The sequence below is a fragment of the Nocardia sp. NPDC058244 genome (assembly GCF_042882065.1).
GTDB lineage: Bacteria > Actinomycetota > Actinomycetes > Mycobacteriales > Mycobacteriaceae > Nocardia.
On sequence record NZ_JBHVWX010000002.1, the window covers coordinates 574529 to 597906 of the forward strand.

Annotated in this window: 22 protein-coding genes; 14 read left to right on the forward strand and 8 right to left on the reverse strand. The window is 69.2% G+C overall.

The annotated features are described in order from the left end of the window. Positions 1–7 precede the first annotated feature (7 nt). The 5 genes from ACFVW6_RS08915 (at position 8) to ACFVW6_RS08935 (ending at position 5331) form a co-directional block, all read left to right on the forward strand. Positions 8–850, forward strand: a complete 843-nt coding sequence (locus ACFVW6_RS08915) for an ABC transporter ATP-binding protein (RefSeq protein ID WP_355284068.1) — start codon at positions 8–10, stop codon at positions 848–850. After that, complete coding sequence (locus ACFVW6_RS08920; protein WP_355284070.1) at positions 847–1884, forward strand: glycosyltransferase family 2 protein; 1038 nt, start codon at positions 847–849, stop codon at positions 1882–1884. Before ACFVW6_RS08915 ends, ACFVW6_RS08920 begins: the two co-directional genes overlap by 4 nt. Positions 1885–2081: 197 nt before the next feature. Then, the gene (gene rsgA, locus ACFVW6_RS08925; protein ID WP_378824810.1) at positions 2082–3113 is read left to right on the forward strand and encodes a ribosome small subunit-dependent GTPase A; all 1032 of its coding nucleotides are present in this window, start codon (positions 2082–2084) and stop codon (positions 3111–3113) included. Between the two features lie 1190 nt (positions 3114–4303). After that, entirely contained in the window at positions 4304–4930 is a 627-nt protein-coding gene (locus ACFVW6_RS08930; RefSeq protein WP_378824806.1) for a hypothetical protein, read from the forward strand. Next, on the forward strand, positions 4927–5331 hold the full coding sequence (locus ACFVW6_RS08935; RefSeq protein WP_378824804.1) for a hypothetical protein: 405 nt from the start codon (positions 4927–4929) through the stop codon (positions 5329–5331). Before ACFVW6_RS08930 ends, ACFVW6_RS08935 begins: the two co-directional genes overlap by 4 nt. Before the next feature lie 94 nt (positions 5332–5425). On the opposite strand, the gene ACFVW6_RS08940 is transcribed toward ACFVW6_RS08935, so the two are convergent. Together ACFVW6_RS08940 and ACFVW6_RS08945 are read right to left on the reverse strand one after the other, a co-directional pair. Then, complete coding sequence (locus ACFVW6_RS08940) at positions 5426–7324, reverse strand: glycosyltransferase (protein WP_378824802.1); 1899 nt, start codon at positions 7322–7324, stop codon at positions 5426–5428. A 113-nt stretch (positions 7325–7437) separates the two neighbouring features. Then, positions 7438–7968, reverse strand: coding sequence for a GtrA family protein (locus tag ACFVW6_RS08945; RefSeq protein WP_365009624.1), 531 nt, complete (start codon positions 7966–7968; stop codon positions 7438–7440). 126 nt (positions 7969–8094) lie between these two features. Here ACFVW6_RS08945 and ACFVW6_RS08950 point away from each other — a divergent pair, with 126 nt between their 5' ends. Both ACFVW6_RS08950 and ACFVW6_RS08955 read left to right on the forward strand, forming a co-directional pair. Continuing rightward, the gene (locus ACFVW6_RS08950; RefSeq protein WP_355284084.1) at positions 8095–9063 is read left to right on the forward strand and encodes a glycosyltransferase; all 969 of its coding nucleotides are present in this window, start codon (positions 8095–8097) and stop codon (positions 9061–9063) included. Next, positions 9060–10595 carry a DUF2142 domain-containing protein gene (locus ACFVW6_RS08955; RefSeq protein WP_378824799.1) on the forward strand — a complete coding sequence of 512 codons (1536 nt, stop codon included), beginning with the start codon at positions 9060–9062 and terminating at the stop codon, positions 10593–10595. Before ACFVW6_RS08950 ends, ACFVW6_RS08955 begins: the two co-directional genes overlap by 4 nt. Before the next feature lie 22 nt (positions 10596–10617). On the opposite strand, the gene rfbB is transcribed toward ACFVW6_RS08955, so the two are convergent. After that, complete coding sequence (rfbB, locus tag ACFVW6_RS08960) at positions 10618–11619, reverse strand: dTDP-glucose 4,6-dehydratase (RefSeq protein ID WP_355284089.1); 1002 nt, start codon at positions 11617–11619, stop codon at positions 10618–10620. Between the two features lie 324 nt (positions 11620–11943). Between rfbB and ACFVW6_RS08965 the strand changes: the two genes are divergently transcribed. Next, positions 11944–12654, forward strand: a complete 711-nt coding sequence (locus ACFVW6_RS08965; protein ID WP_365009618.1) for a hypothetical protein — start codon at positions 11944–11946, stop codon at positions 12652–12654. A gap of 119 nt (positions 12655–12773) precedes the next feature. Here the strand turns inward: ACFVW6_RS08965 and ACFVW6_RS08970 are convergent, their stop codons facing one another. Next, on the reverse strand, positions 12774–13829 hold the full coding sequence (locus tag ACFVW6_RS08970; protein ID WP_378824796.1) for an alpha/beta hydrolase: 1056 nt from the start codon (positions 13827–13829) through the stop codon (positions 12774–12776). Between the two features lie 235 nt (positions 13830–14064). Between ACFVW6_RS08970 and rfbA the strand changes: the two genes are divergently transcribed. Next, entirely contained in the window at positions 14065–14937 is an 873-nt protein-coding gene (gene rfbA, locus ACFVW6_RS08975) for a glucose-1-phosphate thymidylyltransferase RfbA (protein WP_355284764.1), read from the forward strand. 8 nt (positions 14938–14945) lie between these two features. After that, complete coding sequence (locus ACFVW6_RS08980; RefSeq protein ID WP_357345825.1) at positions 14946–15494, forward strand: dTDP-4-dehydrorhamnose 3,5-epimerase; 549 nt, start codon at positions 14946–14948, stop codon at positions 15492–15494. A 61-nt stretch (positions 15495–15555) separates the two neighbouring features. Here ACFVW6_RS08980 and ACFVW6_RS08985 read toward each other — a convergent pair whose 3' ends face one another. Beyond that, complete coding sequence (locus tag ACFVW6_RS08985) at positions 15556–17034, reverse strand: MFS transporter (protein WP_378824793.1); 1479 nt, start codon at positions 17032–17034, stop codon at positions 15556–15558. Positions 17035–17119: 85 nt separating this feature from the next. Between ACFVW6_RS08985 and ACFVW6_RS08990 the strand changes: the two genes are divergently transcribed. Next, positions 17120–17521, forward strand: a complete 402-nt coding sequence (locus ACFVW6_RS08990) for a MarR family transcriptional regulator (RefSeq protein ID WP_355284772.1) — start codon at positions 17120–17122, stop codon at positions 17519–17521. Between the two features lies 1 nt (position 17522). Here ACFVW6_RS08990 and ACFVW6_RS08995 read toward each other — a convergent pair whose 3' ends face one another. Further along, complete coding sequence (locus ACFVW6_RS08995; protein WP_357345821.1) at positions 17523–18368, reverse strand: helix-turn-helix transcriptional regulator; 846 nt, start codon at positions 18366–18368, stop codon at positions 17523–17525. A gap of 134 nt (positions 18369–18502) precedes the next feature. Then, positions 18503–19108, reverse strand: coding sequence for a DUF4282 domain-containing protein (locus tag ACFVW6_RS09000; protein ID WP_378824790.1), 606 nt, complete (start codon positions 19106–19108; stop codon positions 18503–18505). A gap of 181 nt (positions 19109–19289) precedes the next feature. Between ACFVW6_RS09000 and ACFVW6_RS09005 the strand changes: the two genes are divergently transcribed. The 3 genes from ACFVW6_RS09005 to ACFVW6_RS09015 all read left to right on the forward strand — a co-directional run bounded on the left by ACFVW6_RS09005 (position 19290) and on the right by ACFVW6_RS09015 (position 22879). Beyond that, positions 19290–19799 carry a hypothetical protein gene (locus ACFVW6_RS09005; RefSeq protein WP_378824788.1) on the forward strand — a complete coding sequence of 170 codons (510 nt, stop codon included), beginning with the start codon at positions 19290–19292 and terminating at the stop codon, positions 19797–19799. Between the two features lie 108 nt (positions 19800–19907). Beyond that, positions 19908–22079, forward strand: coding sequence for a molybdopterin oxidoreductase family protein (locus tag ACFVW6_RS09010; RefSeq protein WP_378824786.1), 2172 nt, complete (start codon positions 19908–19910; stop codon positions 22077–22079). 170 nt (positions 22080–22249) lie between these two features. Further along, a complete protein-coding gene (locus ACFVW6_RS09015; protein ID WP_355284783.1) occupies positions 22250–22879 on the forward strand; it encodes a pyridoxamine 5'-phosphate oxidase family protein in 630 nt (209 codons plus the stop codon). Here ACFVW6_RS09015 and ACFVW6_RS09020 read toward each other — a convergent pair whose 3' ends face one another. Further along, entirely contained in the window at positions 22880–23377 is a 498-nt protein-coding gene (locus tag ACFVW6_RS09020; RefSeq protein ID WP_357345813.1) for a GtrA family protein, read from the reverse strand. Position 23378: the final 1 nt, after the last annotated feature.

Consider the following 23378-nt stretch of genomic DNA (forward strand, 5'->3'; position numbering starts at 1 on the left):
GTCCCCGATGAGCCGTGTGAGTATCGAAACCCAGCAGGCGTGGGTCGAGTTCCCCATCTTCGACGCCAAGTCGCGGTCGCTGAAGAAGGCGTTCCTCGGCAAGGCGGGCGGCGCGATCGGGCGCAACAGCTCCGATGTGGTGGTCGTCGAGGCGCTGCGCGACATCAATCTCTCGCTCAAGGAAGGCGACCGGGTCGGCCTGGTCGGCCACAACGGCGCGGGCAAGTCGACCCTGCTGCGGCTGCTGTCGGGCATCTACGAGCCCTCGCGCGGCAGCGCGCGCATCCGCGGCCGGGTGGCGCCGGTGTTCGATCTCGGTGTCGGCATGGACCCGGAGATCTCCGGCTACGAGAACATCATCATCCGCGGCCTGTTCCTCGGGCAGACCCGCAAGCAGATGATGTCCAAGATCGACGAGATCGCCGACTTCACCGAGCTCGGCGAGTACCTGTCGATGCCGCTGCGCACCTACTCCACCGGCATGCGGGTCCGCCTGGCGATGGGCGTGGTCACCTCCATCGACCCCGAGATCCTGCTGCTGGACGAGGGCATCGGCGCGGTCGACGCGGAGTTCATGAAGAAGGCGCGCACGCGGCTGCAGTCGCTGGTGGCGCGCTCGGGCATCCTCGTCTTCGCCAGCCATTCCAACGAATTCCTCGCCCAGCTGTGCGACACCGCGATGTGGGTCGACCACGGTCAGATCCGCTTGCAGGGCGGCATCGAAGAAGTCGTGCGAGCGTACGAGGGTCCCGACGCGGGTAACCACGTGGCACAGGTGCTGCGTGAGCTGGAGACCGAGAGCGCGGACGGCGCGGACGGCGAACGAGAACTGGAGCAGAACAAGGCATGAGTGCGGACGACGGTAAACCGGCGGTGCCCGGCGGGTTCAGCATGACCGATCGGCTGGAGGCCGACACCACCGTGCTGCCCGACGACGCCGAGCTGCCGCCGGGGGCCGAGCCGGCCGACCTGCACACCGAGACCGGGCCGCAGGCGCGGATCATCGGCGTCGTCGTCACGCACAAGCGCCGCGAGCTGCTCGCCGAGTCGCTGAAGGTGCTGGCCTCGCAGTCGCGGCCGATCGATCATCTGATCGTCGTCGACAACGCCAACGAGGACGAGGTCGCCGAGCTGGTCGCCCAGCAGCCGATCGAGGCCACCTACCTGGGCTCGCGGCACAATCTCGGCGGCGCGGGCGGCTTCGCGCTCGGCATGCTGCACGCGCTCACCATGGGCGCGGACTGGGTGTGGCTGGCCGACGACGACGGCCGCCCGGACGGACCCGAGGTGCTGGCGACGCTGCTCGATTGCGCGCGCAGGCACAACCTCGTCGAGGTGTCGCCGGTGGTGTGCGATATCGACGAACCCGACCGGCTCGCCTTCCCGCTGCGTCGCGGGGTGGTGTGGCGGCGGCTGCGCTCCGAACTCGGTGACGAGGACTTCCTGCCCGGCATCGCCTCGCTGTTCAACGGCGCGCTGATCTCGGCCAAGGCCGTCGACCTGATCGGCGTGCCCGATCTGCGCCTCTTCGTGCGCGGCGACGAGGTGGAGGTGCATCGCCGCCTGGTCCGCTCCGGTCTGCCGTTCGGCACCTGTCTGCAGACGGCGTACCTGCACCCCAACGGTGCCGAGGAGTTCAAGCCGATCCTCGGCGGCCGGATGCACACCCAGTACCCGGACGACCCGGTCAAGCGCTACTTCACCTACCGCAACCGCGGCTACCTGATGTCGCAGCCGGGCATGCGCAAGCTGCTGCCACAGGAGTGGATCCGGTTCTCCTGGTTCTTCCTGGTGACCCGGCGCGACCCGGCCGGCCTGCGCGAATGGTTCCGGCTGCGCTCGCTCGGGCGCAACGAGCAGTTCGGTAAGCCCGAGCCGAAATAAATCGGTTGCCGTGGTTCGCGGCGATGTGTCATGGTCTGGGGACCAGCGAGAAGAGACGAGGAGGTGGATGTCCGTGGTCGTGAGGATTGCCGTGCCCCGGCGGGCTGTGCGTGCGCACACCGCCGACGTGGACTCCACCCCGAACTCTTCTCGCTGAGCCCGCCGTCGGGCTCGGCCCCGACGAAGGACCTTCCCTCATGGTCGATCACGACCGTCTCGTCCCTTACGGCTGGACCGAAGCCGTAGCTTCCGAATACCTGCCCCTGCTCGGCGACCTCGCGCCCGCGCGCATCGTCCGGATGGACCGCAGCGAATGCGATGTGGTGACCCCGATCGGGCCCACCAGGGCCGCCTGCCCGCGCGATCTCACCGGGCTGTGCACCGGCGACTGGGTCGGTCTCGATGCCGACAACACGGTGCGGCGGCTGTTGCCGCGGCGTTCGGCGATCACCCGCTCTTCGGTGTCGGGGCGCTCGGTCGCCCAGGTGCTGGCGACGAATGTCGATACCGTGCTGATCTGCACGGCCGCCGACGGTGACGTCGACCTGGGCCGGATCGAGCGGATGCTCGCGCTGGCCTGGGAGAGCAATGCTCAGCCGATCGTGGTCCTCACCAAAGCCGATGCGGCGGTGGATATCCCGCTCGACGAGGTGCGCGCGGTCGCACCCGGTGCGACGGTGCTCGCGGTGAGCTCCACCGCCGAGGTGGGGCTCGATGTGCTCACCGCGCTGCTGTCCGGCACGGTCGCGCTGATCGGGCCGTCCGGCGCGGGCAAGTCGACCCTCGCCAACGCGCTGCTCGGCGCGGAGGTGTTCGCCACCAACGCCGTCCGCGCGGTCGACGGCAAGGGCCGCCACACCACGGTGCATCGGGAGTTGCGGCCGCTGCCCGGCGGCGGCACCCTCATCGACACTCCGGGGCTGCGCGGCATCGGGCTGTACGACGCGGCCGAGGGCATCGGCAAGACCTTCAGCGATATCGAATCGCTCGCCGCCGAATGCCGTTTCGCCGATTGCGTGCACGAGACCGAACCGGGGTGTGCGGTGCTGGCCGCGCTCGCCGACGGTTCGCTGCCCGAACGCCGCTTGGCGAGCTACCGCAAACTCGCCAAGGAGAACGAGTGGATGGCGGCCCGCACCGACAAGCGCCTGGCCGCCGAACGCGCCCAGGTCTGGCGCACCATCGCCAAGGAGCAGCGTCGCCAGTATCGCGAACGCGGGCGACGCTGAGCTACCTGGACAAATGATCACTACGCTCCGGTGCGGGTCTCTGCCTGCACCGGAGCGCGGTGTCCTCGTCCGCGGATCCGGTCCGCCGACGAAGGCCGCATCCGCCCGTCCTCGCCCGGCCGGGGACGCGACGCCGGGGTAGGGTTCGGGCGCACGGTTCGCTATCCGGGAGGGATAAATGAATAGCCCCGGCGACTTTCCACCACCATCACACCGCCCCGACGAGCCGGGATCCACGGATTCCAGCGAATCCGGCAGCGGCACATCGCGGCCCGATCCGAGCCACCCGCCGACCGGCGAGCCGTGGTCGGTGAGCGGGCCGGAGTTCCCCCAGCCCGGCCACGGCAGGCCCGGCCCTCCCCCACCGGGATTCGGTGGACCGGCAACTCCGCCACCCGGATTCGGTGGTCCTGGGACTCCGCCGCCGGGATTCGGTCAGCCGGGCGGGCCCGGCGCTCCCGGATTCGGCCAGCCTCCCGCCGGCCCCGGCCAACCTTCCGGTGGCCCCGGCTTCGGCCGACCAACCACAGGCCCCGGGAGCCAACCACCGTCGGAACCCAGTACGCCGGGATTCGGTCCGGCCACTTCCGGTCCCCCACCGGCCGGGTTCGGCGGACCGCCGCCGAGCTTCGGCGAACCGGCCGGTGCTGGGCGACCGCAGGATGCGGGCGTCGGGCATCCGCAGACGCCGCCCGGGTTCGGCGCGCTGCCGAGTCGAGCGCCCGGTGGAGCCGGGCAGCCGGGATTCCCACCGCCGCACCGCCCTTCGGCCACCGTTTCGTTCGACGGTTTCGCCAGCCCGCCCCCTGACGAGACGCCGGCCGGCGAAGCGGGCGGACCGCTGGGCACACCGGGCCGATTCGGCCCCGGCGGCAACCCACCGCCAGGCGCACCCGGCCAGCTGGGCGGTCCGTCACCCCAGGGTGGACCCGGCCGGTTCGTCCCGGGTGCCCAGCCACCCCACGGCGCGCCCGGCCACTTCGCTCCGGGTGGTCCTCCCCCACACAGCGGGCCGGGCCAGTTCGGTCCCGGTAGCCAGCCACCGCCGCACGGCGGCCCCGGCCAACCCGGCCCCGGCGGCCAACTGCCACACGGCGAACCGGGCCCCGGCGGCCAACCACACGGCGGCCCTGGCTACCCCGGCCCCGGTGGTCAACCACCGCACGGCACGCCCGGCTACTTCGGCCCCGGTGGCGGACAACCACCCGGTGAGCCTGGCCGATTCGGGACAGGTGATCACCAGGTCGCGGCAGCACCTGGGCTACTCGGCGGACCGCCACCGCACACGGCTGGCCCGTTCGGCACCGGCGACCACCAGCCCCCTGGAACACCAGGGCAATTCGGCGGGCCACCACCGCCCCCAGCCAGCCCGTTCGGCACCGGCGACCACCAGGTCGCGGGAGCACCCGGGCTACTCGGCGGGCCTGGCCAACCCAGCTTCGGTGGCCAACCACTCGGGGAACCCGGCCAACCTGGGCTCAGCAGCCAGGCACACGGCGGCCCCAGCCAAGCCGGCCCCGGCGGACAACCACCGCACGGCGGCCCCGGCCAAGCCGGCTCCGGCGGCCAACCACCGCACGGCGGGCCCGGCTACTTCGGCCCCGGTGGACAACCACCAGGTGAGCCTGGCCGATTCGGGACAGGTGATCACCAGGTCGCGGGAGCACCAGGGCAATTCGGCGGGACGCCACCGCACGGTGCCGCCCCGTTCGGTCCCGATGGTCAACCACCGCACGGGCATTCGCCTGAGGGAGCACCGGGTCGGTTCGGGCAGCCGCCGCAGGGCGGGCCGGGGCAGTTCGGTGGGCCTGCGGTGAGCGGGGCGCCGCAGGGGCCGAACCCGCCTGGGCTGACGGTGGATTCGTCGTATGTGTGGGCCTCGTTCATGCTGGCGCTGGTGAAGCCGAAGATCTTCGTCAATGGGCAGCCGGTGCCGGATGCTCGGTGGGGGCAGACGCATGTGCCGGTGGGGCCGGGGCAGTATCACGTGCGGGTGGTGACGCCGTGGCTGTTCGATATGGGGCCCGCGGAGATCCAGGTGCCGGTCGGGCCGGGGCCGGGGAGCAAGGTGTACTACCGGTCGCCGGCGGCGGTGTTCTTCCAGGGCGCCATCGGGTGGGAGCCGCAGAAGACGCCGGGGGTGATCTTCCTCTGGCTGCCGTTCGCGGTGCTCGGGGTGTTCTTCCTGCTGACGTTGTTGCTGATCCTGCTCGGCTGACCAGCTACGCGAACAGCCCCGGTTCCGCACCGGGGCTGTTCGCTGTCACGAGAAACGCCGCGCCGGAACAGATTCCGACGCGGCGTCGACGATCTCAGCTGGGATCGATCCCGTAGAGCCTGGCCCAGTTCTCGCGGCTGGTCAGCTCGGGCACCGCGTTCCGGTAGGCGGCCTGCAGCGCGGGCAGTTCCTTGCGGAGCTTGCGCAGGGTGCGGTAGGTGCGGATGAGCAGGGCGCGGGCGCGGGCCTTGTCGCGGCGGCGCACGCGCACGCCGGACTGGGAGGCGTCGGTGACGACCACGTGGTCGAACAGGCCGACGTGCCACCAGTGCGCGTCCTCGCGGGTGACGCCGATCAGACCGGGCTGGGTGCGCCCGGTCCACTGCGTGATCGCGCGCTTGATCAGCACCAGGGTGACCCGGCTCGGCTCACCGCTGGCGCGGCGGACCTGGATGTCGGCGGAGTTCACCGGCGGGGTCGCGGCGGGGTGCTTGATGGTCTCGGGGTAGTCGCCGCGGGTGCCGCGCGCCGCCGCCAGGGCGTCGATGCCGCCGTCGCGCAGCACCTGCGGACCCTTCATGAAGTCCTCGATGCCCTGCAGCGTGGTGTGCACCAGGCCGTACTGCATGCCGACCAGGTGCTCGGCGATGTAGCGGAAGAAGTCCTTGGTGATCGCCTTGCCGTCGAGATCGGTGTGCAGGGCGCCGACGATGAGCGAGTTACGGGTGGAGAAGTAGCGCGCCCAGTCGTCGTAGTCCTTCCAGTAGAAGTCGGCGTGCCAGACGGCGGCGTTGGGCAGGGTGACGGTGACGAAACCGTGCTCACGCGCGCGGATGCCGTACTCGACGTCGTCCCACTGGAAGAAGATCGGCACCGGCAGGCCGATCTTGGCGACCACCTCGGCCGGGATCAGGCAGGTCCACCAGGCGTTGTAGCCCGCGTCGACGCGGCGCTCCTGGTTCTTCTTGAGCATGGAGGTGTTGCGCAGCGCCTTGGGCACCTTCTGCCCGTGCTTGAGCTCGTGCAGGTGCACCTCCTCCGCGCCGACGTTGAGGTAGTCGGGGTTGAGCAGGAACAGCATCTGCGCGCCGACCAGGGTCGGTTCGACGGTCAGGTTGGCGAAGGCCTGCAGCCGCAGCACGGTCTCGGGCTCGCAGAGGATGTCGTCGTCCATCAGGATGACGTCGGCGTGCTCGTTGGCCGCCGACACCTCGTAGAGGCCGCGGGTGAAGCCGCCCGCGCCGCCGAGGTTGGGCTGGCGGATATAGCGCAGCTTGTCGCCGAAGTCGGGGCGCACCTGCTGGAACAGCGGGCGGTTCTCGACCAGGTCGGTGCCCTGGTCGACGACGTAGACGGCGTCGATCGCGGCAAGCACGGTCGCGTCGGAGGCCAGCGCGGCCACCGTGTGCGCGCAGTCCTCGGCACGGTTGAAGGTGCAGATCGCGATCGCGACCGGGCGGACCTTCTCCGGCGCCTGCGCGGTCCAGGCGAGGTCGGTGATGTCGACGGCGCCGCCGATGGCGTCGAACTCGAGCCACAGCGCGCCACCGTCGACGTACTGGTCGAGCGGGGCGCTCAGGCTGACCCGGCCGCTGCTGGTCGCCACCAGCGAGGCGATGATGCGGCGGTGGCCCGCGATGTCGGAGGCGACCAGGCGCACATTGGCCTTGTCACCGACCTCGAGGGTCGCGTTCACGGTCACCTCGGTGACGGTGGTCCAGCGCTGCCAGTAGCTGGCCGCGAAACGGCCGAAGTAGGTGTTGGTGTGCGCGGTGGCGCCCTTGGGCAGGTGCAGCGCCAGGCGCTCGCGGACCGCGGCGCCGCCCTTGACGACGGCGTAGAGCTCGTCGCTCACCCGCGCCGACGGGCCGGTGAAGATGCCCCTGGCCAGCACCAGCCGCTCCGGCGCCGCGTGTTCGCCACGCAGCGATTCCGGCGCGGCCTCGCGCCGATCGTTCGATTCGGTCACGGCTCCCGAAGCCGACTGTTCCATGAAGTCCTCGAAATTCTCGGTATCGACTGCGCCGACGCAAGCAGTCAGGTGAAGAAAAGGGGCGGCGCGGCAGGCGGGGGTGAGGATATCAATCACCCGCCGACGTCGCGCCGTCAGTGAGGCGTCGCCGCACCCCGCGCGTGTTGCTCCTCGGTTGCCGAGGAGCCGGTGAAGACGAATTTGTCGTAGGCCCAATAGCGGAAGACGACCGCGACGATCTGCCCGATCAGCGTGCCGGAAATGTTGTCCGACAGCGGGCTGGACAGTTCGAGCACATAGCGGGAAAAGCCGAGGCAGCCGAGTTGCAGCCCGATCGCGACGACATTGAAGACCGCGTACAAAAGGTATTCGCGACCCGGGTTGTCGGTCTTCTTGTGGGAGAAGGTCCACCACTTGTTGCCGAAGTAGGTAACCACCGTCGCCACCGCGATCGCGATGATCTTGGCGAGCAGCGGCGAGTGATACAGCACACCTTCGGTGAAGGTGACTCCGCCACCCCAGAAGACCAGCAGGTTGTAGGTGCCCGCGTCGACCAGGAAACCGATCGCGCCGACGACGAGGAACGCGGCGCCCTGCCGCAGCGCCGTCACCACCTTCGACATCAACGACGCGGGAACCGGCTCGGACAACTCGGGGTGGGACACGGGCCGACCGTACACCGATGGCCCGTTCGGTCCCGCGTTAAGCTCGCTGAACCGGGTGAGCGGATCGGACGTGCGCTGTGTACCCTCCCGGTGTCCCACTGCTGCCTACATCGAGGATTGACCCGGGTGGACTCCACCGAGCTTCGCATTGCCGCCGTGGTCCCCTGCCACAACGAAGAGGCCGCGGTCGCCAAGGTCGTCGCCGACCTGAAGGCCGCCGTGCCGGGGATCGTCGTCTACGTCTACGACAACCTGAGCACCGACCGCACCGCCGAATGCGCCCGCGAGGCCGGGGCGATCGTGCGCTACGAGAACACCAAGGGCAAGGGCAACGTGGTGCGCCGCGCCTTCGCCGACATCGAGGCCGACGTCTACCTGATGATCGACGGTGACGACACCTACGAGGCGTCCGCGGCACCGCTGATGATCAAGACGCTGCTCGACGGCCCCTACGATCACGTGCTCGGTGTGCGCAAGCAGGACGACAGCGACACCAGTGCCTACCGCTCCGGCCACGAGACCGGCAACAAGGTGCTCAACGGCGTCGTCGGCAAGGTCTTCGGCGAGAACGTCGAGGACATGCTGAGCGGTTTCCGGGTGTTCTCGCGCCGCTTCGTCAAGAGCTTCCCGGCCGTCTCCCGCGAGTTCGAGATCGAGACCGAGCTGACCGTGCACTCGCTGCACCTGCGGGTGCCGCAGACCGCGGTGCAGGTCGGTTTCCGTGACCGCCCGGCGGGCAGCGAGTCCAAACTGCGCACCTACCGCGACGGCACCAAGATCCTGGCGCTGATCCTCGGCCTGGCCCGGCACGAGCGCCCGGTGGCGTTCTACGGCCTGTTCGGCACGCTGGCCTGGCTGGTGTCGCTGATCCTGACCGTCCCGATCGTGGTCGAGTTCTACGACACCCACGAGGTGGCGCGGTTCCCGACGCTGTTCTTCGCGTTCACCCTGATGCTGCTCGGCAGCCTCGCGTGGACCGCCGGCATGATCCTCGACGGCATCCGCCGGTCCCGCCACGAGGCGGCGCGCCTGGTCTACCTGCGGTATTCGGCCGCCGGTGCGCACGACGACGTCGCCGCCGGAGACCGTCGGTGACGACTTCCACCGAGCCGGACACCGCCGTCGAGCTCAGCAAGACCGCACCGCCCGCACCCAGCGCCAAGGATCGCGTCCTCGCGCCGGTCCACACCCTGACCGCCAGGCTGGGCGCGGCCACGGTCGCCTTCGCGGTGGTCGCCACCGTGTTCGGCGCCCTGTTCGCCGTGCTCACGCCGCCGTTCTGGGGTCACGACGAGCTGACCCAGTTCGGCCGGGCCTACCAGGTGGCGCACGGCGGGGTGCTCCCGCAGCGCATCGCCGACGACCGCGGGGTCGCCTACGGCGGCCAGATCCCGGTCAGCGTGGACGCGCTGATGGGCTACGCCTTCCGCGACTACAACGACAACCCCGACGAGCCCGACGCGATGGTGGCCGACCCCGGCGCCTACGACCGGCTCGGCGCGGCCGAGATCGGCTCGGCCACCAAGCAGATGTGGTTCACCAACACCGCCGCGTACTCGCCGGTGCCGTACGTGCCCGCCGCCGTCGGCATCCGGCTCGGCGAGGCGCTCGGCCTGAACGTCGGCGGGATGTACCTGCTGACCAGGCTGGCCGGGCTGGTGGCCTACCTGGCCGTGGTCGGCTTCGCGCTGTACGCGCTGCGCGAGCGGCGCAGTCAGTGGCTGGTGTTCACCGTCGCGGTGCTGCCGATCGCGCTGTTCCAGGCGGGCACCGTCACCGCGGACACGCTCACCAACGCGCTCGCGATCATGGTGTCGGCGCTGTTGCTGAAGGCGCTGTTCATCGGTGACCGGCTGCGGCCGGTGGAAACCGGCGCGCTGCTGGCCGCCACGATCGCGCTCCCGCTGAGCAAGCCGACTTATGTGCTGCTGGCGATGCTCGTCGTGATCGTCCCGGCCGACCGGCTCGGTTTCACCGGGAAACTCAAGCTGATTCCGTGGGCATTCGCCGCGACGGGCGGCGCGCTTTTCCTGGCCTGGACCAAGATCGCCGCGCCGACCGGCGAGGGAATGGGCCTGATGCGGCCGCCGCACCAGTGGTACGAGGTGCGCCCGGGTGATCAGCTGAAGGGAATCCTCAGCGACCCGGCGCAATTCGTGCACACCTTCGGCGAGAGTATCGCGCTGCGGGATCACCGCTGGTTCAACCAGTTCTTCGGGGAACTCGGTTTCGCGTATGTCGACGTGCCCGCCGTCTCCATGCTGGCGTGCCTGATCGCGTTCGCGGTGAGTTTCGGTATCGCCGACCGGATGAACACCGCGACAGCCACTTTCCGGCGCACGCTGATCGTGGCGCTGACCGTACTGGCGAGCGTCGCGATGATCTACGTGACGTTGTACATGTCTTTCACGCCGGTCGATTTCTACATCATCGACGGTGTGCAGGGCCGGTATTTCGTGCCGCTGGCGATCATGGGGCTGGCCGTCGTCGCCCGCTGGGTGCCCTTGCGGCTCACCGATTCCGAGGGTGTGATTCCCACGCGCGCGACGGCGATCACCGTCACCTGCGCGTCGGTTTTCGCGCTGATCGGCGCGGCCGCGACGTATTACACCGTCGTCTGGGGATAACTCCCCGGACGACGGCGCGGACTCAGAGTGTCTTTTCGCCCGCCGCCGCGTAGGCGCTTTCGGTGGCGGCCTTCTTGGGCCGCCACCAGTCCTCGTTCTCGCGGTACCAGGTGATGGTGTCGGCGAGCCCGGCCCGGAAGTCCGCGTACCGCGGTGACCAGCCCAGTTCCTCGCGCAGCAGGCTCGCGTCGATGGCGTAGCGCTGGTCGTGGCCGGGGCGATCGGTCACGTGGTCGAAGTCGGTGGGCTCACGATCGAAGGCCCGCAGGATGAGCTGGACGACGCTGAGATTGTCGAGCTCGCCGTCGGCGCCGATGAGATAGGTCTGCCCGGTCCGGCCGCGGTCGAGAATGTCCCAGACCGCGCGATTGTGGTCGTCGACGTGGATCCAATCGCGCACCTGGTGACCGGCGCCGTAGAGCCGGGGCCGCACGCCGTCGATCAGATTGGTGATCTGGCGCGGGATGAATTTCTCGACGTGCTGATACGGCCCGTAATTGTTGGAGCAGTTCGACAGGGTCGCGCGGACACCGAACGAGCGGGTCCAGGCGCGGACCAGCAGATCGCTGCCCGCTTTCGTCGCCGAATACGGGCTCGACGGGTTGTAGGCGGTGGATTCGGTGAAAGCCGGGTCGTCCGGGGTGAGATCGCCGTACACCTCGTCGGTGGAGACGTGGTGGTAGCGCACGTCGTGCCTGCGCACGGCCTGCAGCAGCGAGTAGGTGCCGACGATATTGGTCTGCACGAACGGCCACGGCTCGGCCAGCGAGTTGTCGTTGTGCGATTCGGCCGCGAAATGCACGACCGCGTCGACACCGCTGACCAGATTGTCGACCAGGTCCAGATCGGCGATGTCGCCGTGCACGAATTCGATCCGGTCGGCGACCGAATCCAGCGACGCGCGGTTACCCGCGTAGGTGAGGGCGTCGAGGACGGTCACGTGCACATCCGGGCGCGTGGCCACGGTCTGCTGGACGAAATTCGCACCGATGAACCCGGCCCCGCCGGTTACGAGCACTCGCACCTGGCCAACGATACGTGCTCGCCGGCGCTCTTCAGGACAGGAGGTGGGCCGGAATGCGATGCTGTACAGCGTCCGACCTGTGACGTCCCAGATATATTCACTGTGACGTCCATCACTATGGAGCGCCCCAGGTTACGACTTCGGGTCTGGTTTCCTGAGAAAAACCCCGGTCATCGCTCAGGTTTCGGGCACCGCACTGGTACTGGGGTATCAACGGTGAACGGAATTTGAATAGACGGTCACACCGGGTTCACCGCTCGTTAGCTGCGAGGGATTTTGATCAGCGGGTCCCCTCCGAACGCTCCAACATCGAGGTTCCACAAAATGCTGATGAGGAAATTCGCCGCCACCTCGGCGCTGCTGATCGCTGCCATGGGCGTCACCGCCGGCACCGTCAACGCCGCGCCGGTCGAAGAGGCCGCTCCGATCAACTACTCCGCCGAGGTCGTCGAAGACTCGAAGGCTGTCATCACCACCGATGCGGGCTCGCTCGTCGTCGAGGACGGCGCCTTCAAGGTCAAGGCCGCCAACGGCACCACCGTCGCGGGCACCCCGCTGACCTTCCGCCTGGACGAGTTCGAGCTGCCCATCGCGGCCGAGATCTCGGGCAACAAGGCCACCCTGAGCCCGGTCTACGACGCCTCCAAGGCCGTCTACAAGCCCGTCGCCCTGCCGTTCGAGAACCAGGCTCCCTGGAAGAACGAGTACGAGCGTGAGCAGGCCGCCTGGAGCCGCCTGACCCAGACCATCTCCATGGGCGCCACCATCGGCACCCTGGTCGGTGGCCTCGGTGGCGCTGCCGTCGGTTGCATCGCGGGTGCCGGTGCCGGCCTCGTCGCGACCGGTGTCCTCCTGGCCCTCTTCGGCGCCGGCCCCATCGCGGGCTGCGTCGTCGGCGCCACCACCATCGGTGCGCTGGGCGTCATCGCCGGCCAGATCTTCGTGACCGCCCCGGTCGCGATCGGTGCCGCGATCCAGTACTTCATCACCATCACCCAGCCGTACCCCACCCCGGCTCCCTCGCCGGCCAAGTAATTCGGCCAGCACCCCATCAGCAAGGGGCCCCGGTTCGGAGAAATCCGAACCGGGGCCCCTTGTTTCGTTTCCCGGGAGGCTCGGCCGGCCGACCGTGGTCAAGACCGTCCGAGCCGTACTCAGGCCGTGCGAGCCCGCTGCGCGGGCTCCAGCGCCACCCGCACGAACTTGGCGACCCGGCCGAGCGCCGAACGGCTCTCCGGCATGCTCGGCAGGATGCTCATGAAGGCGTGCACCTGGCCGCGCCACAGCTCGAGGGTGACCGGCACGCCCGCGGCGGTCAGCCGGTGGGCCATCAGCTCGCAGTCGTAGCGCAGCAGTTCGTCCTCGGCGGCGATGAGCAGCACCGGCGGCATCCCGGTGAGCTCGGCGTTGACCGGGGACAGCGCCGGGTCGAGCAGACCGGTGGCCTCCGCGCCCAGCCGCACGACGGCCTCCAGACCCGACAGCGGGATGTAGGCGTCACGTGTGACGTTGACGTATCCCTCCTTGGCCCGGTAGTCGAGATCGAGCAGCGGGCTCAGCCCGACCAGCGCCGCGGGCAGCGGCAGGCCGATCTCCCTGGAGCGCAGCGCGGTGGCGAAGGTGAGGAAGCCACCGGCGGAGTCGCCCGCGAAGACGATCTTGGCCGGGTCGGCGCCGTGGCGCAGCAGCCAGCGGTAGGCGAGCACGCAGTCGTCGATCGACTCGGTGATCGCGCGACCGGGTAGCTGCCGGTATTCGACATTGAGCACGGCCAGCCCGGTCCGCCGCGCGATCCCGGCGACGATCGCCCGGTGCGACTCCAGGCCGCCGACGGCGAAGCCACCGCCGTGCATGTACAGCACCGCGCCGTGGCGCAGCGCGCGCGATCCGCCCGCGGGCCGGACCATCTCCATCCGGAAGCCGTCCAGCTGGATCTGCTCGCGCTCGATACCGTGCGGTTCCGGCCGCAGCCGCGACAGCAGGTCGACGGCGACGGCGCCGATCGGGATGGTCGCCCGGTTGATCGGCACGGTCCGCAGCAGCGGCCCGATGACGCCGACGCACGCGCCCATCAGCACGCGCGACGAGGTACTCGTCCGCCCGGAATTGACGATGATGCCCTGTTCGGGCCCCCGCGCCGGCTTCTTCCCCACGACAGCGGCGGCGATCCCGCCCACCACACCCGGCCCGGCGATCTTCGACGATCCCATCGCGCACCTACCTCACAGCTGGCGCGTCACCCCCCACCAGGCTGGCCCGGTACGGATGTCCACGCTGACATCTAACATAGTGATGTTTCACACATCGACGCTCACATAATCAGATAAGCGCCGTGCTGTCCCAGTTATCGCCCGACACACCCGGATACGAAACGTTCGTGACCAATTCGTCGACGTGTCGGAACCTCCCCGACTCCGCGGCGGGGAGAGCTGGCAGACTTCCCCCATGCGCGGAATCATCCTGGCGGGCGGCACCGGTTCGCGGCTGCACCCCATCACGCGCGGGGTGAGCAAGCAGCTCGTCCCGGTCTACGACAAGCCCATGGTCTACTACCCGTTGTCCACCCTCATGTTGGCAGGGATCGACGACATTCTGGTGATCACCACGCCGGAGGACGCCGACGCGTTCGCCCGGCTGCTCGGTGACGGCAGTCAGTTCGGCGTCGCCATCAGCTACGTGGTCCAGCCCGAACCCGACGGACTCGCGCGCGCGTTCGTGCTGGGTGCCGACCATATCGGCAGCGAGCCCGCGGCCCTGGTGCTCGGCGACAACATCTTCCACGGCCCCGGCCTCGGCGCCAGCCTGGAACGCTTCCACGACATCGACGGCGGCGCGGTGTTCGCCTACTGGGTCAAGGACCCGACCGCCTACGGCGTGGTGGAGTTCGAGCAGGGCCGCGCGGTCTCCATCGAGGAGAAGCCGAAGAAGCCGCGCTCGAACTACGCGATCCCCGGCCTCTACTTCTACGACAACGACGTGGTGCAGATCGCCCGCGAGCTGCGGCCGTCGGCGCGCGGCGAGTACGAGATCACCGACATCAACCGCGCCTACCTGGAGCAGGGCAAGCTCAGCGTCGACGTGCTCGCCCGCGGCACCGCCTGGCTCGACACCGGCACCTTCGACTCGCTGCTCGACGCCGCCAACTACGTGCGCACCATCGAGGAACGGCAGGGCCTCAAGATCGGCGTGCCGGAGGAGGTCGCCTGGCGGCGCGGGCTGATCGGCGACGACCAGCTGTGTGAGCTGGCCGAACCGATGGTGCGCTCCGGCTACGGCCGCTATCTGCTCGATCTGATCGACCGCGGGAAAGACTGGTAACTACAGGCATGCAGATCCGTGAACTGGCCATCCCCGGCGCGTGGGAGGTGACGCCCCGCCTGCTCGGCGACGACCGCGGGATGTTCTGTGAGTCGTTCAAGGCCTCGGAGTTCGAGAAGGCCACCGGCCGTCCGTTCGAACTGCACCAGGTGAACACCTCGGTCTCGGCGGCGGGCGTGCTGCGCGGCATCCACTACACCGAGGATCCGCCCGGGCAGGCCAAGTACGTGACCTGCGTGCGCGGCGCGTTCCTGGACGTGGTGGTCGACCTGCGGCCCGGCTCGCCGACCTACGGCCGCTGGGACAGCGTCCTGCTCGACGACGTGCACCGCCGCTCGGTGTTCCTGTCCGAGGGCCTCGGCCACGCCATCCTCTCGCTGGAGGACCGCTCGACGGTCACCTACCTGTGCTCGCTCGAGTACACCCCCGAATTCGACCGGGACATGGACGCCTTCGACGCCCGCCTCGGCATCGACTGGCCGACCGAGGGCCGCGACGGCACCCCGCTCACCTATATCCGCTCCGCCAAAGACGAAGTGGCTCCGCCTTTTTCCTGATCCACGTGAAACGTCGAACGGCCCCACCTGGGAAAAGGTGGGGCCGTTCGGCGTTGTGCGGTCAGGCGACCGGCTCGAGCAGCTTCTCCTCGGCGGCGGGCGCGTCGACGACCGTCGACCGGCGGCGCGGCAGGAAGACCGTCAGGGCGACCAGCGCGCCGACGATGGTGACGCCCGCGGCGAACTCGAGGCCCGGCCGGTAGGTGTCGAGCATCTGCTGCGGCGTCGCGCCCGCGCCGTGCGCGCCGGAGGTGACGATCGCGGTGGTCACCGCGAGCACGATGGCCGCGCCGACCTGCATGGAGGTCTGCAGCACACCGGCCGCCAGACCCTGCTCCTCGTCGTCGATACCGCTGGTGGCCTGCACGTTGATCGCCGGGAAGCCGACCCAGCCGATGCCGATCAGCAGGATGGCGGGCAGCAGCACGGTCAGGTAGTCCGGCGCGGTGTCGACCCGCAGGAACAGCAGGTAGCCCACGGCCATCACGGACATGGTGACGGCGATGACCGGCCCGGTGCCGAAGCGGTCGATCAGCTTCTCCGAGAAGAACGCCGACCCGACGACCAGGATGCCGACCGGCAGCAGCGCCATCGCCAGCTTGAGCGCCGACCACTCCAGCGTGTCCTGCATGTACAGGGTGACGATGAACTGCCAGCTGAAGTACGAACCGGCGACCGCGATGATGGCCAGGCTGGCCCGCACCAGCGACACCTTGCGCAGGATGCCCAGGCGCACCAGCGGGTGCTTCACCCGCTGCTCGGTGATCACGAACGCGGCGAACAGGGCGATGACGGCGAGGAACGAGCCCAGCGTGCGGACCGAGGCCCAGCCGACCTCCGGCGCGGTGACCACGGTGTAGACCAGCAGCAGCATGCCCGCGGTGGACAGCAGCGCGCCGAGCAGATCGTGTCCGCCCTCCTCGGCCTTACCGTCCTTGGGCACCAGCACGAAGGCGGCGACCAGCGCGGCCAGGGCGATCGGGACCGGGAGCAGGAAGGTCCAGCGCCAGCCGACGCCGGTCATCAGGCCGCCGAACAGCAGGCCCATCGAGTAGCCGCCCGCGCCGAACACGGTGTAGATGGACAGCGCCTTGTTGCGCGCCTTTCCTTCGGCGAAGGTCGTGGTGATGATCGACAGGCCGGTGGGCGCGGTGAACGCGGCGGCGAGGCCCTTGATGAAGCGGGTGACGATCAGCAGCGTCGGATCGCTGACCAGGCCGCCGACCAGGGAGGCGATCGCGAACACCGCCAGGGCGATGAGGAAGACCTTGCGGCGCCCGAGCAGGTCGGCCGTGCGGCCGCCGAGCAGCAGCAGGCCGCCGTAACCGAGGACGTAGCCGCTGACGAGCCACTGCAGGGTGGAGGTGGACAGATCGAGCTCGGCGCCGATGGACGGCAGCGCCACGCCGATCATCGAAACGTCGAGACCGTCGAGGAACAGGACGATGCACAGGGTGATCAGCATGCCCCAGAGCCGGGCGGACCATCTGGTCGGATCGGTCGCCTGATCTGCGGCCGAGAGCGTTGCTGGCGAAGTCATGCGGGGAACATTACATGCGCACGCATTAAATGCCAACACATTAAATGCGGTTGCATGGAGATGTCCGGACCACTAAGATGGGGCCATGTCGAACCCGGCCACAGCATCAGCTCGGCGCAATGGAGCGCCCACCGAGCTGGTCGGCCAGTGGCGCGAACTGCTCGGACGGCACGCCGCCGTGAGTTGCGCACTGGAGAAGGCGCTTCAGCACGAACACCGCATCGGACTCAGTGAGTTCGAGACCCTCGATCGACTGGTCGACGCGGACTGTCAGAAGTACCGGATGACCGAGCTGGCCGGTGACATCTACCTGAGCCAGAGCGCGCTCTCGCGCGCGGTGGCCAGACTGGAACGCGACGGCCTGGTCGAGCGCACCATGTGCGCCGAGGACCGCCGCGCCATCTTCGTCCGGCTCACGGAAAAGGGCAGGGCGGTCTACGACCGTGCCCTGCCCACGCACCGTTCGGTGCTCGCCGACTCCTGGTGAGTTACAGCGCGCCGGACGCCGCCGCGCTGATGTCGGTGAACGCGCCGCGATAGCGGTCGTAGTCGTTCGGCTTGTCCAGGTAGGCCGAGCCGGCGAAGGTCTCCACGAAGACCACCGGCGGCTCCGGCCGGTCCAGCGAACCGTCGATGCCGAAGTCCAGGATCACGAACCGGCCCGACTCCAGCCCCGCGTGATACCCGGTATCGCCGGGGACCACCTGGATTCGCACCGAGTCCAGCTCGGCCAGCTCGCGCAACCACGCGCGCTGGCCCGCGAGCACCCGGTCGTCACCGATGCGCCTGGTCAGCACCGCTTCGGCGAGCACGACCTGGAGCCGCAGCGGCGCCTGCGCGCGGGTGATCAGCGCCTGCCTGGCCGCGCGGACGCGCAGCCTGCGCTCCAGCTCCTCCTCGGTCAGGCCGGGGACGGTCTGCTCGAGCAGTGCCCTGGTGTAGTCCTCGGTCTGTAGCAGCGCCGGGACCAGGCCGTCCTCGTAGATCGACAGGCCGGTCGCGGCTTCCTCCAGACCGATGTAGACCTCGAAGCCCTCCGGAATCACATCGCCGTAGCTCGTCCACCAACCCCGTGCCTTGGTTTCGCGAGCCAGCGCGGCCAGCGGCTCGACGAGCTCCGCCGGCGCGCCGTATACCTTGCACATGGCCTCGACGTCGAGGCTGCGCAACGACGTCTGCCCCGTCTCGATCCGCCAGATCTTCGCTTCCGACCACTCGAGTTGCGCCGCCGCGGTCCTGGTCGTCATCCGCGCCTGATTGCGCAGGTCACGTAAGTGCCTGCCCAGCTGCCTGCGCGGCATCGTCGAACCGGTGACGCCCTGTGGTGAAGCCATACTGCCCCCCTGTATCCAAATCCGGTCTCCCCCATCTCTTTCGGAGACCGCCCTACGCAGCCGACAATAGGCGTCGGATCTGCGTACGGATTGTTTCACAATGAATCGGACAACGCGCACCACATACTTCGGGGCTACTTCTTCTTGCGGAACCGCCAGAACTGCACGGCGCGGACGTCCTCGGAGAGCTGGTTCACCGGCTCGGCGACATCGGAGAGCGCCTGGAACAGTCCGTCGGCCAGGTCGCTGATGTGCTCGACCCGCCCGGCCAGCCGGGCCGCGTTGTCGGCGAACTCGAGCATCAGGCGCACCGAGGCCGCGATGGTCAGCCCCAGCGGGACGGCGACCAGCGCGGCGAGGATGCCGAGCAGCACCGAGGCCTTCCACATCAGCACGGTGAGGGCCACCGGGACGCCGATACCGAAGGAGACGACGCCGAGGATGTAGGCCAGCGGCAGCAAGGTCCTGGTCGCGGGCCTGCGGAACTGGACATCGAGCAGCGAGCGCAGGACTTCGGCGGCCCACTGCTTGGCGGATCCGGTGCTCCGGAACGGGTCGTCGAAGCCCGCATCGCGCGGCATGTCCGAATCGTCCGGAAATTCGCCGCCGTCGGCGGACGGCGCCTGCCGCGCCCCCGCGCGCTTCACGTCGGTCTCTTTCCAAGAGAGCCACCGCGATTCGGCTTCGAACTCCTCGGGATCCTCGCCGGGAGACGAGGTGGTGCCCGGTGCGTCGGTCATGGTCGAAATCCTGCCCGTTTTCGGGCCGCACGCCAAGCCGGTTCGCATCCCTTCGCCGATAGCGAAGGTGTGCGAACTGAGACGAAGCAGACACTCTCGAATATTTTTCGGCAACAGCGTAACGAGACTGCCACCCCCGGCCGATACGCCCCATGAACGCAGGAACAGAGCTCTTCGGGGAATGGAGAACACAGTGCGCACGACGTTTCCGACCACCACCATGGGCACCGAGAAGGGTGCCGCCGCGCAGGAGTACGCCGCGCGGGGCTGGACGGTTGCCGAAACGGCCAACGGCCTGTGCTTGATCACCGACGATGACATCTCGGCCATCGAGGTCACCGGTGAGATGGCGGGCGAGGTCCGCCGCTTCCTGCGCGCCAACAACCTGTCCGGCCCCGTGATCGAGATCCCGGGCCAGGAGCGTCGCGAGATCCACCTGGTCACCGGCATCCGCAAGGCCGCCATGGCGATCGAGGCCATGCGCGAGGCCGGTGTCGTCGTGCACACCGACGGTGCCAGCATCCCGCTGCCCCCGACCCAGCTCGCCGCCGGCTCCGCCGCCTGGGGCGTCGCCCCGTCCGAGGCCCGCTGGGTGCCGCCGGTCGTCGCGCTCGGTGCCGCCGTGCGCGCCGCCGCGAGCCGCAAGCGCGCCACGCTGACCACCACGCCCGCGCTGACCCTGGCCAGCTGAGGCAGCACAGCACCGCAGACCCGCTACCGCGACGCCTCCCCGACGTCGCGGTAGCGGGTTTTCGGCGTTTCCGGACCCGGGCGCACCGGACGGCGTAAGGATGGAGTCATGGCTCCGCGAACGCTGCTGCGCACCTGTCCGCTGTGTGAGGCCGTCTGCGGCCTGACCATCACCCTCGACGAGGCCGACCGGGTGCTCTCGGTCCGCGGCGATCGCGACGACCCGTTCAGCAAGGGCTTCCTCTGCCCGAAGGGCGCCAGCTTCGGCAAGCTCGACGACGACCCCGACCTGGTCACCACCCCGCTCATCCGCGAAGGCGACACGTTCCGCCCCGCGAGCTGGGACGAGGCCTTCGACCTGATCGCGACCGGTTTCGCCGCGGTGAACGCCGCGCACGGCAGCGGCGCGACCGGGATCTACCTGGGCAATCCCAACGCGCACACCGTCGCGGGGGCGCTGTATCTGCCCGCGCTGATCCGCGCGCTGAGCACCCGCCACATCTACACCGCCAGCACCGCCGATCAGATGCCCAAGCAGGTCGCCGCAGGCCTCATGTTCGGCGACCCGCTGACGGTGCCGGTTCCCGACCTGGACCGCACCGACTTCCTGCTGATGCTCGGCGCGAACCCGCTCGAATCCAACGGCTCGCTGTGCACGGCGCCGGACTTCCCCGGCCGGTTGAAGGCGCTGCGGGCGCGCGGCGGCACGCTGGTCGTCGTCGACCCGAGGGCGACCAGGACCGCCGACCTCGCCGACCAACACCTGTTCATCCGGCCCGGCGCCGACGCGTACCTGCTCTTCGCGGTGATCCACACGCTGTTCGCCGAGAACCTGGTCGACCTGCGGATCGAGGTCGACGGCCTCGACGAACTGCGCGCCGCGGCCGCGGCGTTCGGCCCGGACGCGGTGGTCGAGCGCACCGGCATCCCCGCCGACGTCATCCGCGCGCTGGCCCGCGACCTCGCCGCCGCGCCGACCGCCGCCGTCTACGCCAGGATCGGCACCTGCACCGCCGAGTTCGGCACCCTCACCCAGTGGCTGGTCGACGCGCTCAACGCGCTCACCGGCAATCTCGACGCCCCCGGCGGCGCCATGTTCGCCACCGCCGCCGCGGGCGGCATCGCGCGCAGCAAGCCGTTCCGCCCCGGTCGCTGGACCAGCCGGGTGCGCGGGCTGCCCGAGACGATGGGCGAACTGCCCGTCGCCACCCTCGCCGACGAGATCGAAACGCCGGGTCAGGGGCAGATCAGGGCCCTGGTCACGGTCGCGGGCAACCCGGTGCTGTCCGCCCCGAGCGGCGCTCGGCTGGACCAGGGGCTGGCCGGGCTCGACTTCATGGTCAGCGTGGACCGGTACGTCAACGAGACGACCCGGCACGCGTCGGTGATCCTGCCGCCGCCGCGCTCGGTGCAGTCGCCGCACTACGACTTCGCGCTGCTGCAGTTCGCGGTGCGCAACTACGCGCGCTACTCGCCGCCGCTGGTCCCGCTCGACGGGCGCCCGTCCGAATCGGCGGTCATCGCCCGGCTGGCCGCCGCCGTCAGCGGGCAGCCGCACGACGGCACCGGCGCGACGAGCCCGATCGCCGTCGTCGACGAGCTCGTCATCGCCGGCATGCTGCACAAGGCGGGGATGAGCGACCGGCGCGACGAACTGGAGGGCGTCGACACCACCGAACAGCGCATCGACCTGATGCTCAAGCTCGGCCCCTACGGCGCCTGGAACGGCGGCGAGCTGAGCCTGCGCACCCTGCTCGACAACCCGCACGGCCTCGACCTCGGCCCGCTGCGGCCGCGCCTGCCCGGTGTCCTGCGCACGGCGTCCGGCCGCGTCGACCTGGCGCCGCGACAGCTGCTCGACGATGTGCCGCGACTGCGGACCGGGCTGACGGCGCGGGCGCCGGAGATGGTGCTGATCGGACGCAGGCAGCTGCGCTCCAACAACAGCTGGATGCACAACATCGCGGGTCTGGTCGGCGGATCGAACCGCTGCACCCTGCAAATCCACCCCGACGACGCGACCAGGCTCGGCCTCGGCGAGCAGGCCGCGATCAGCTCGGCGGCGGGCTCGCTGACCGTCCAGGTCGAGCAGACGCCGACGATCATGCCCGGCGTCGTGAGTTTGCCGCACGGCTGGGGACACGGCGCGAGCACCACCCAATCGGTGGCCAGCGCGCACGCCGGCGTGAACGCCAATGTGCTGACCGATGATTCGGTGGTCGACGTGATCTCCGGCACCGCGGTGTTCAACGGGGTGCCGGTGCGGGTAGAACCGGTCTGATCGGTCTACCTCGGGAAACCCTTGCGCAAACAGGACTTTCGTACCATTCGCAACAATGGACTCGCCCCACGGCTTGTGATAGTCCCCTACACTGGGTGAGATTGCGGTCACAAGCGGGGGTTTCAGCGCGAAACCCGCATCACCCGGTTCGGCTAGCAGAGGGGGCCCCGATGCCCGAGAAACACGTCGGCAGCGACGGAGAGCACGAGCTTCAGGACACGTTGGGCACGACCGAAAGGGCCGAACGCTTCTACGACGACCAGGTGATCGACTACCTGAACCCGTCGATGGTCGAATTCGTCGCGCGGATGGACATGGCCTTCATCTCCACCGCCGACGCGCACGGCGAATGCGACGCCAGTTTCCGGGCGGGGACACCGGGGTTCCTGCACGTGATCGACGAACGCACGATTGCGTACCCCGAGTATCGAGGTAACGGAGTAATGGCCAGCCTCGGCAACATCCTCGAGAACCCGCACGTCGGGATCTTGATGATCGACTTCGTGCGCGATCTGATCGGGCTGCACATCAACGGCAAGGCCCGCATGGTTGCCGACAGTGAGCTACGCGAGTCCGTCGACGATCTGCCCGCGCCCGAGCGGGGCAGGGCTTCGCAGGTGTGGGTCGTCGTCGATGTGGAAGAGGCCTACATCCACTGCCGCAAACACATTCCGCAGATGGTGCCCGTCGCGCGGGACCGGCGCGAGTGGGGCACCGACAACGTCAGGGCCAAGGGCGGCGACTACTTCGGCGTCAAGGCGGGCAAGCAGCCAGCGCCCGCCGCCGCCAAGGCCAGCTGACTACTTGATCTTGAAGATCACCGCGCGCTGCACGACGAAGTTGATGACGGTGGCGGTGCCCTGCGCGACGACGAACGCCAGCGGCTGCCGCCACCACTCGCCGGGCAGCGCGAAGTACAGCGCCGCGTTGATGCCGACCTGCACGGCGAAGGTCACCGCGTAGAGCACGACGACCGCGATGAAGCGCGCCCTGCTCGGCTCGGCCTTGAACGTCCAGCGCCGGTTGATCAGGTACGCGGTGGTGGTTCCGCAGACGAAGCTGACCGCCTTGGCCAGGCTCACCGGCAGGCCGAGCAGGTTCAGCAGCAGGCTGTAGATGCCGTAGTCGACGATCGCCGAGAGGCCGCCGGTCAGCGTGAACCGCACGATCTGCGTCTTCAGGTCTACGTCGGTTCCACCAGGCTCGTCGACCAGCGGAATCTCGGCGGGAAGCGGCAGATGCGGTTGGGCTTGCACGTGAGGAAGACTACGAGACCGGCCGCGTGTCCCGCCATGCATG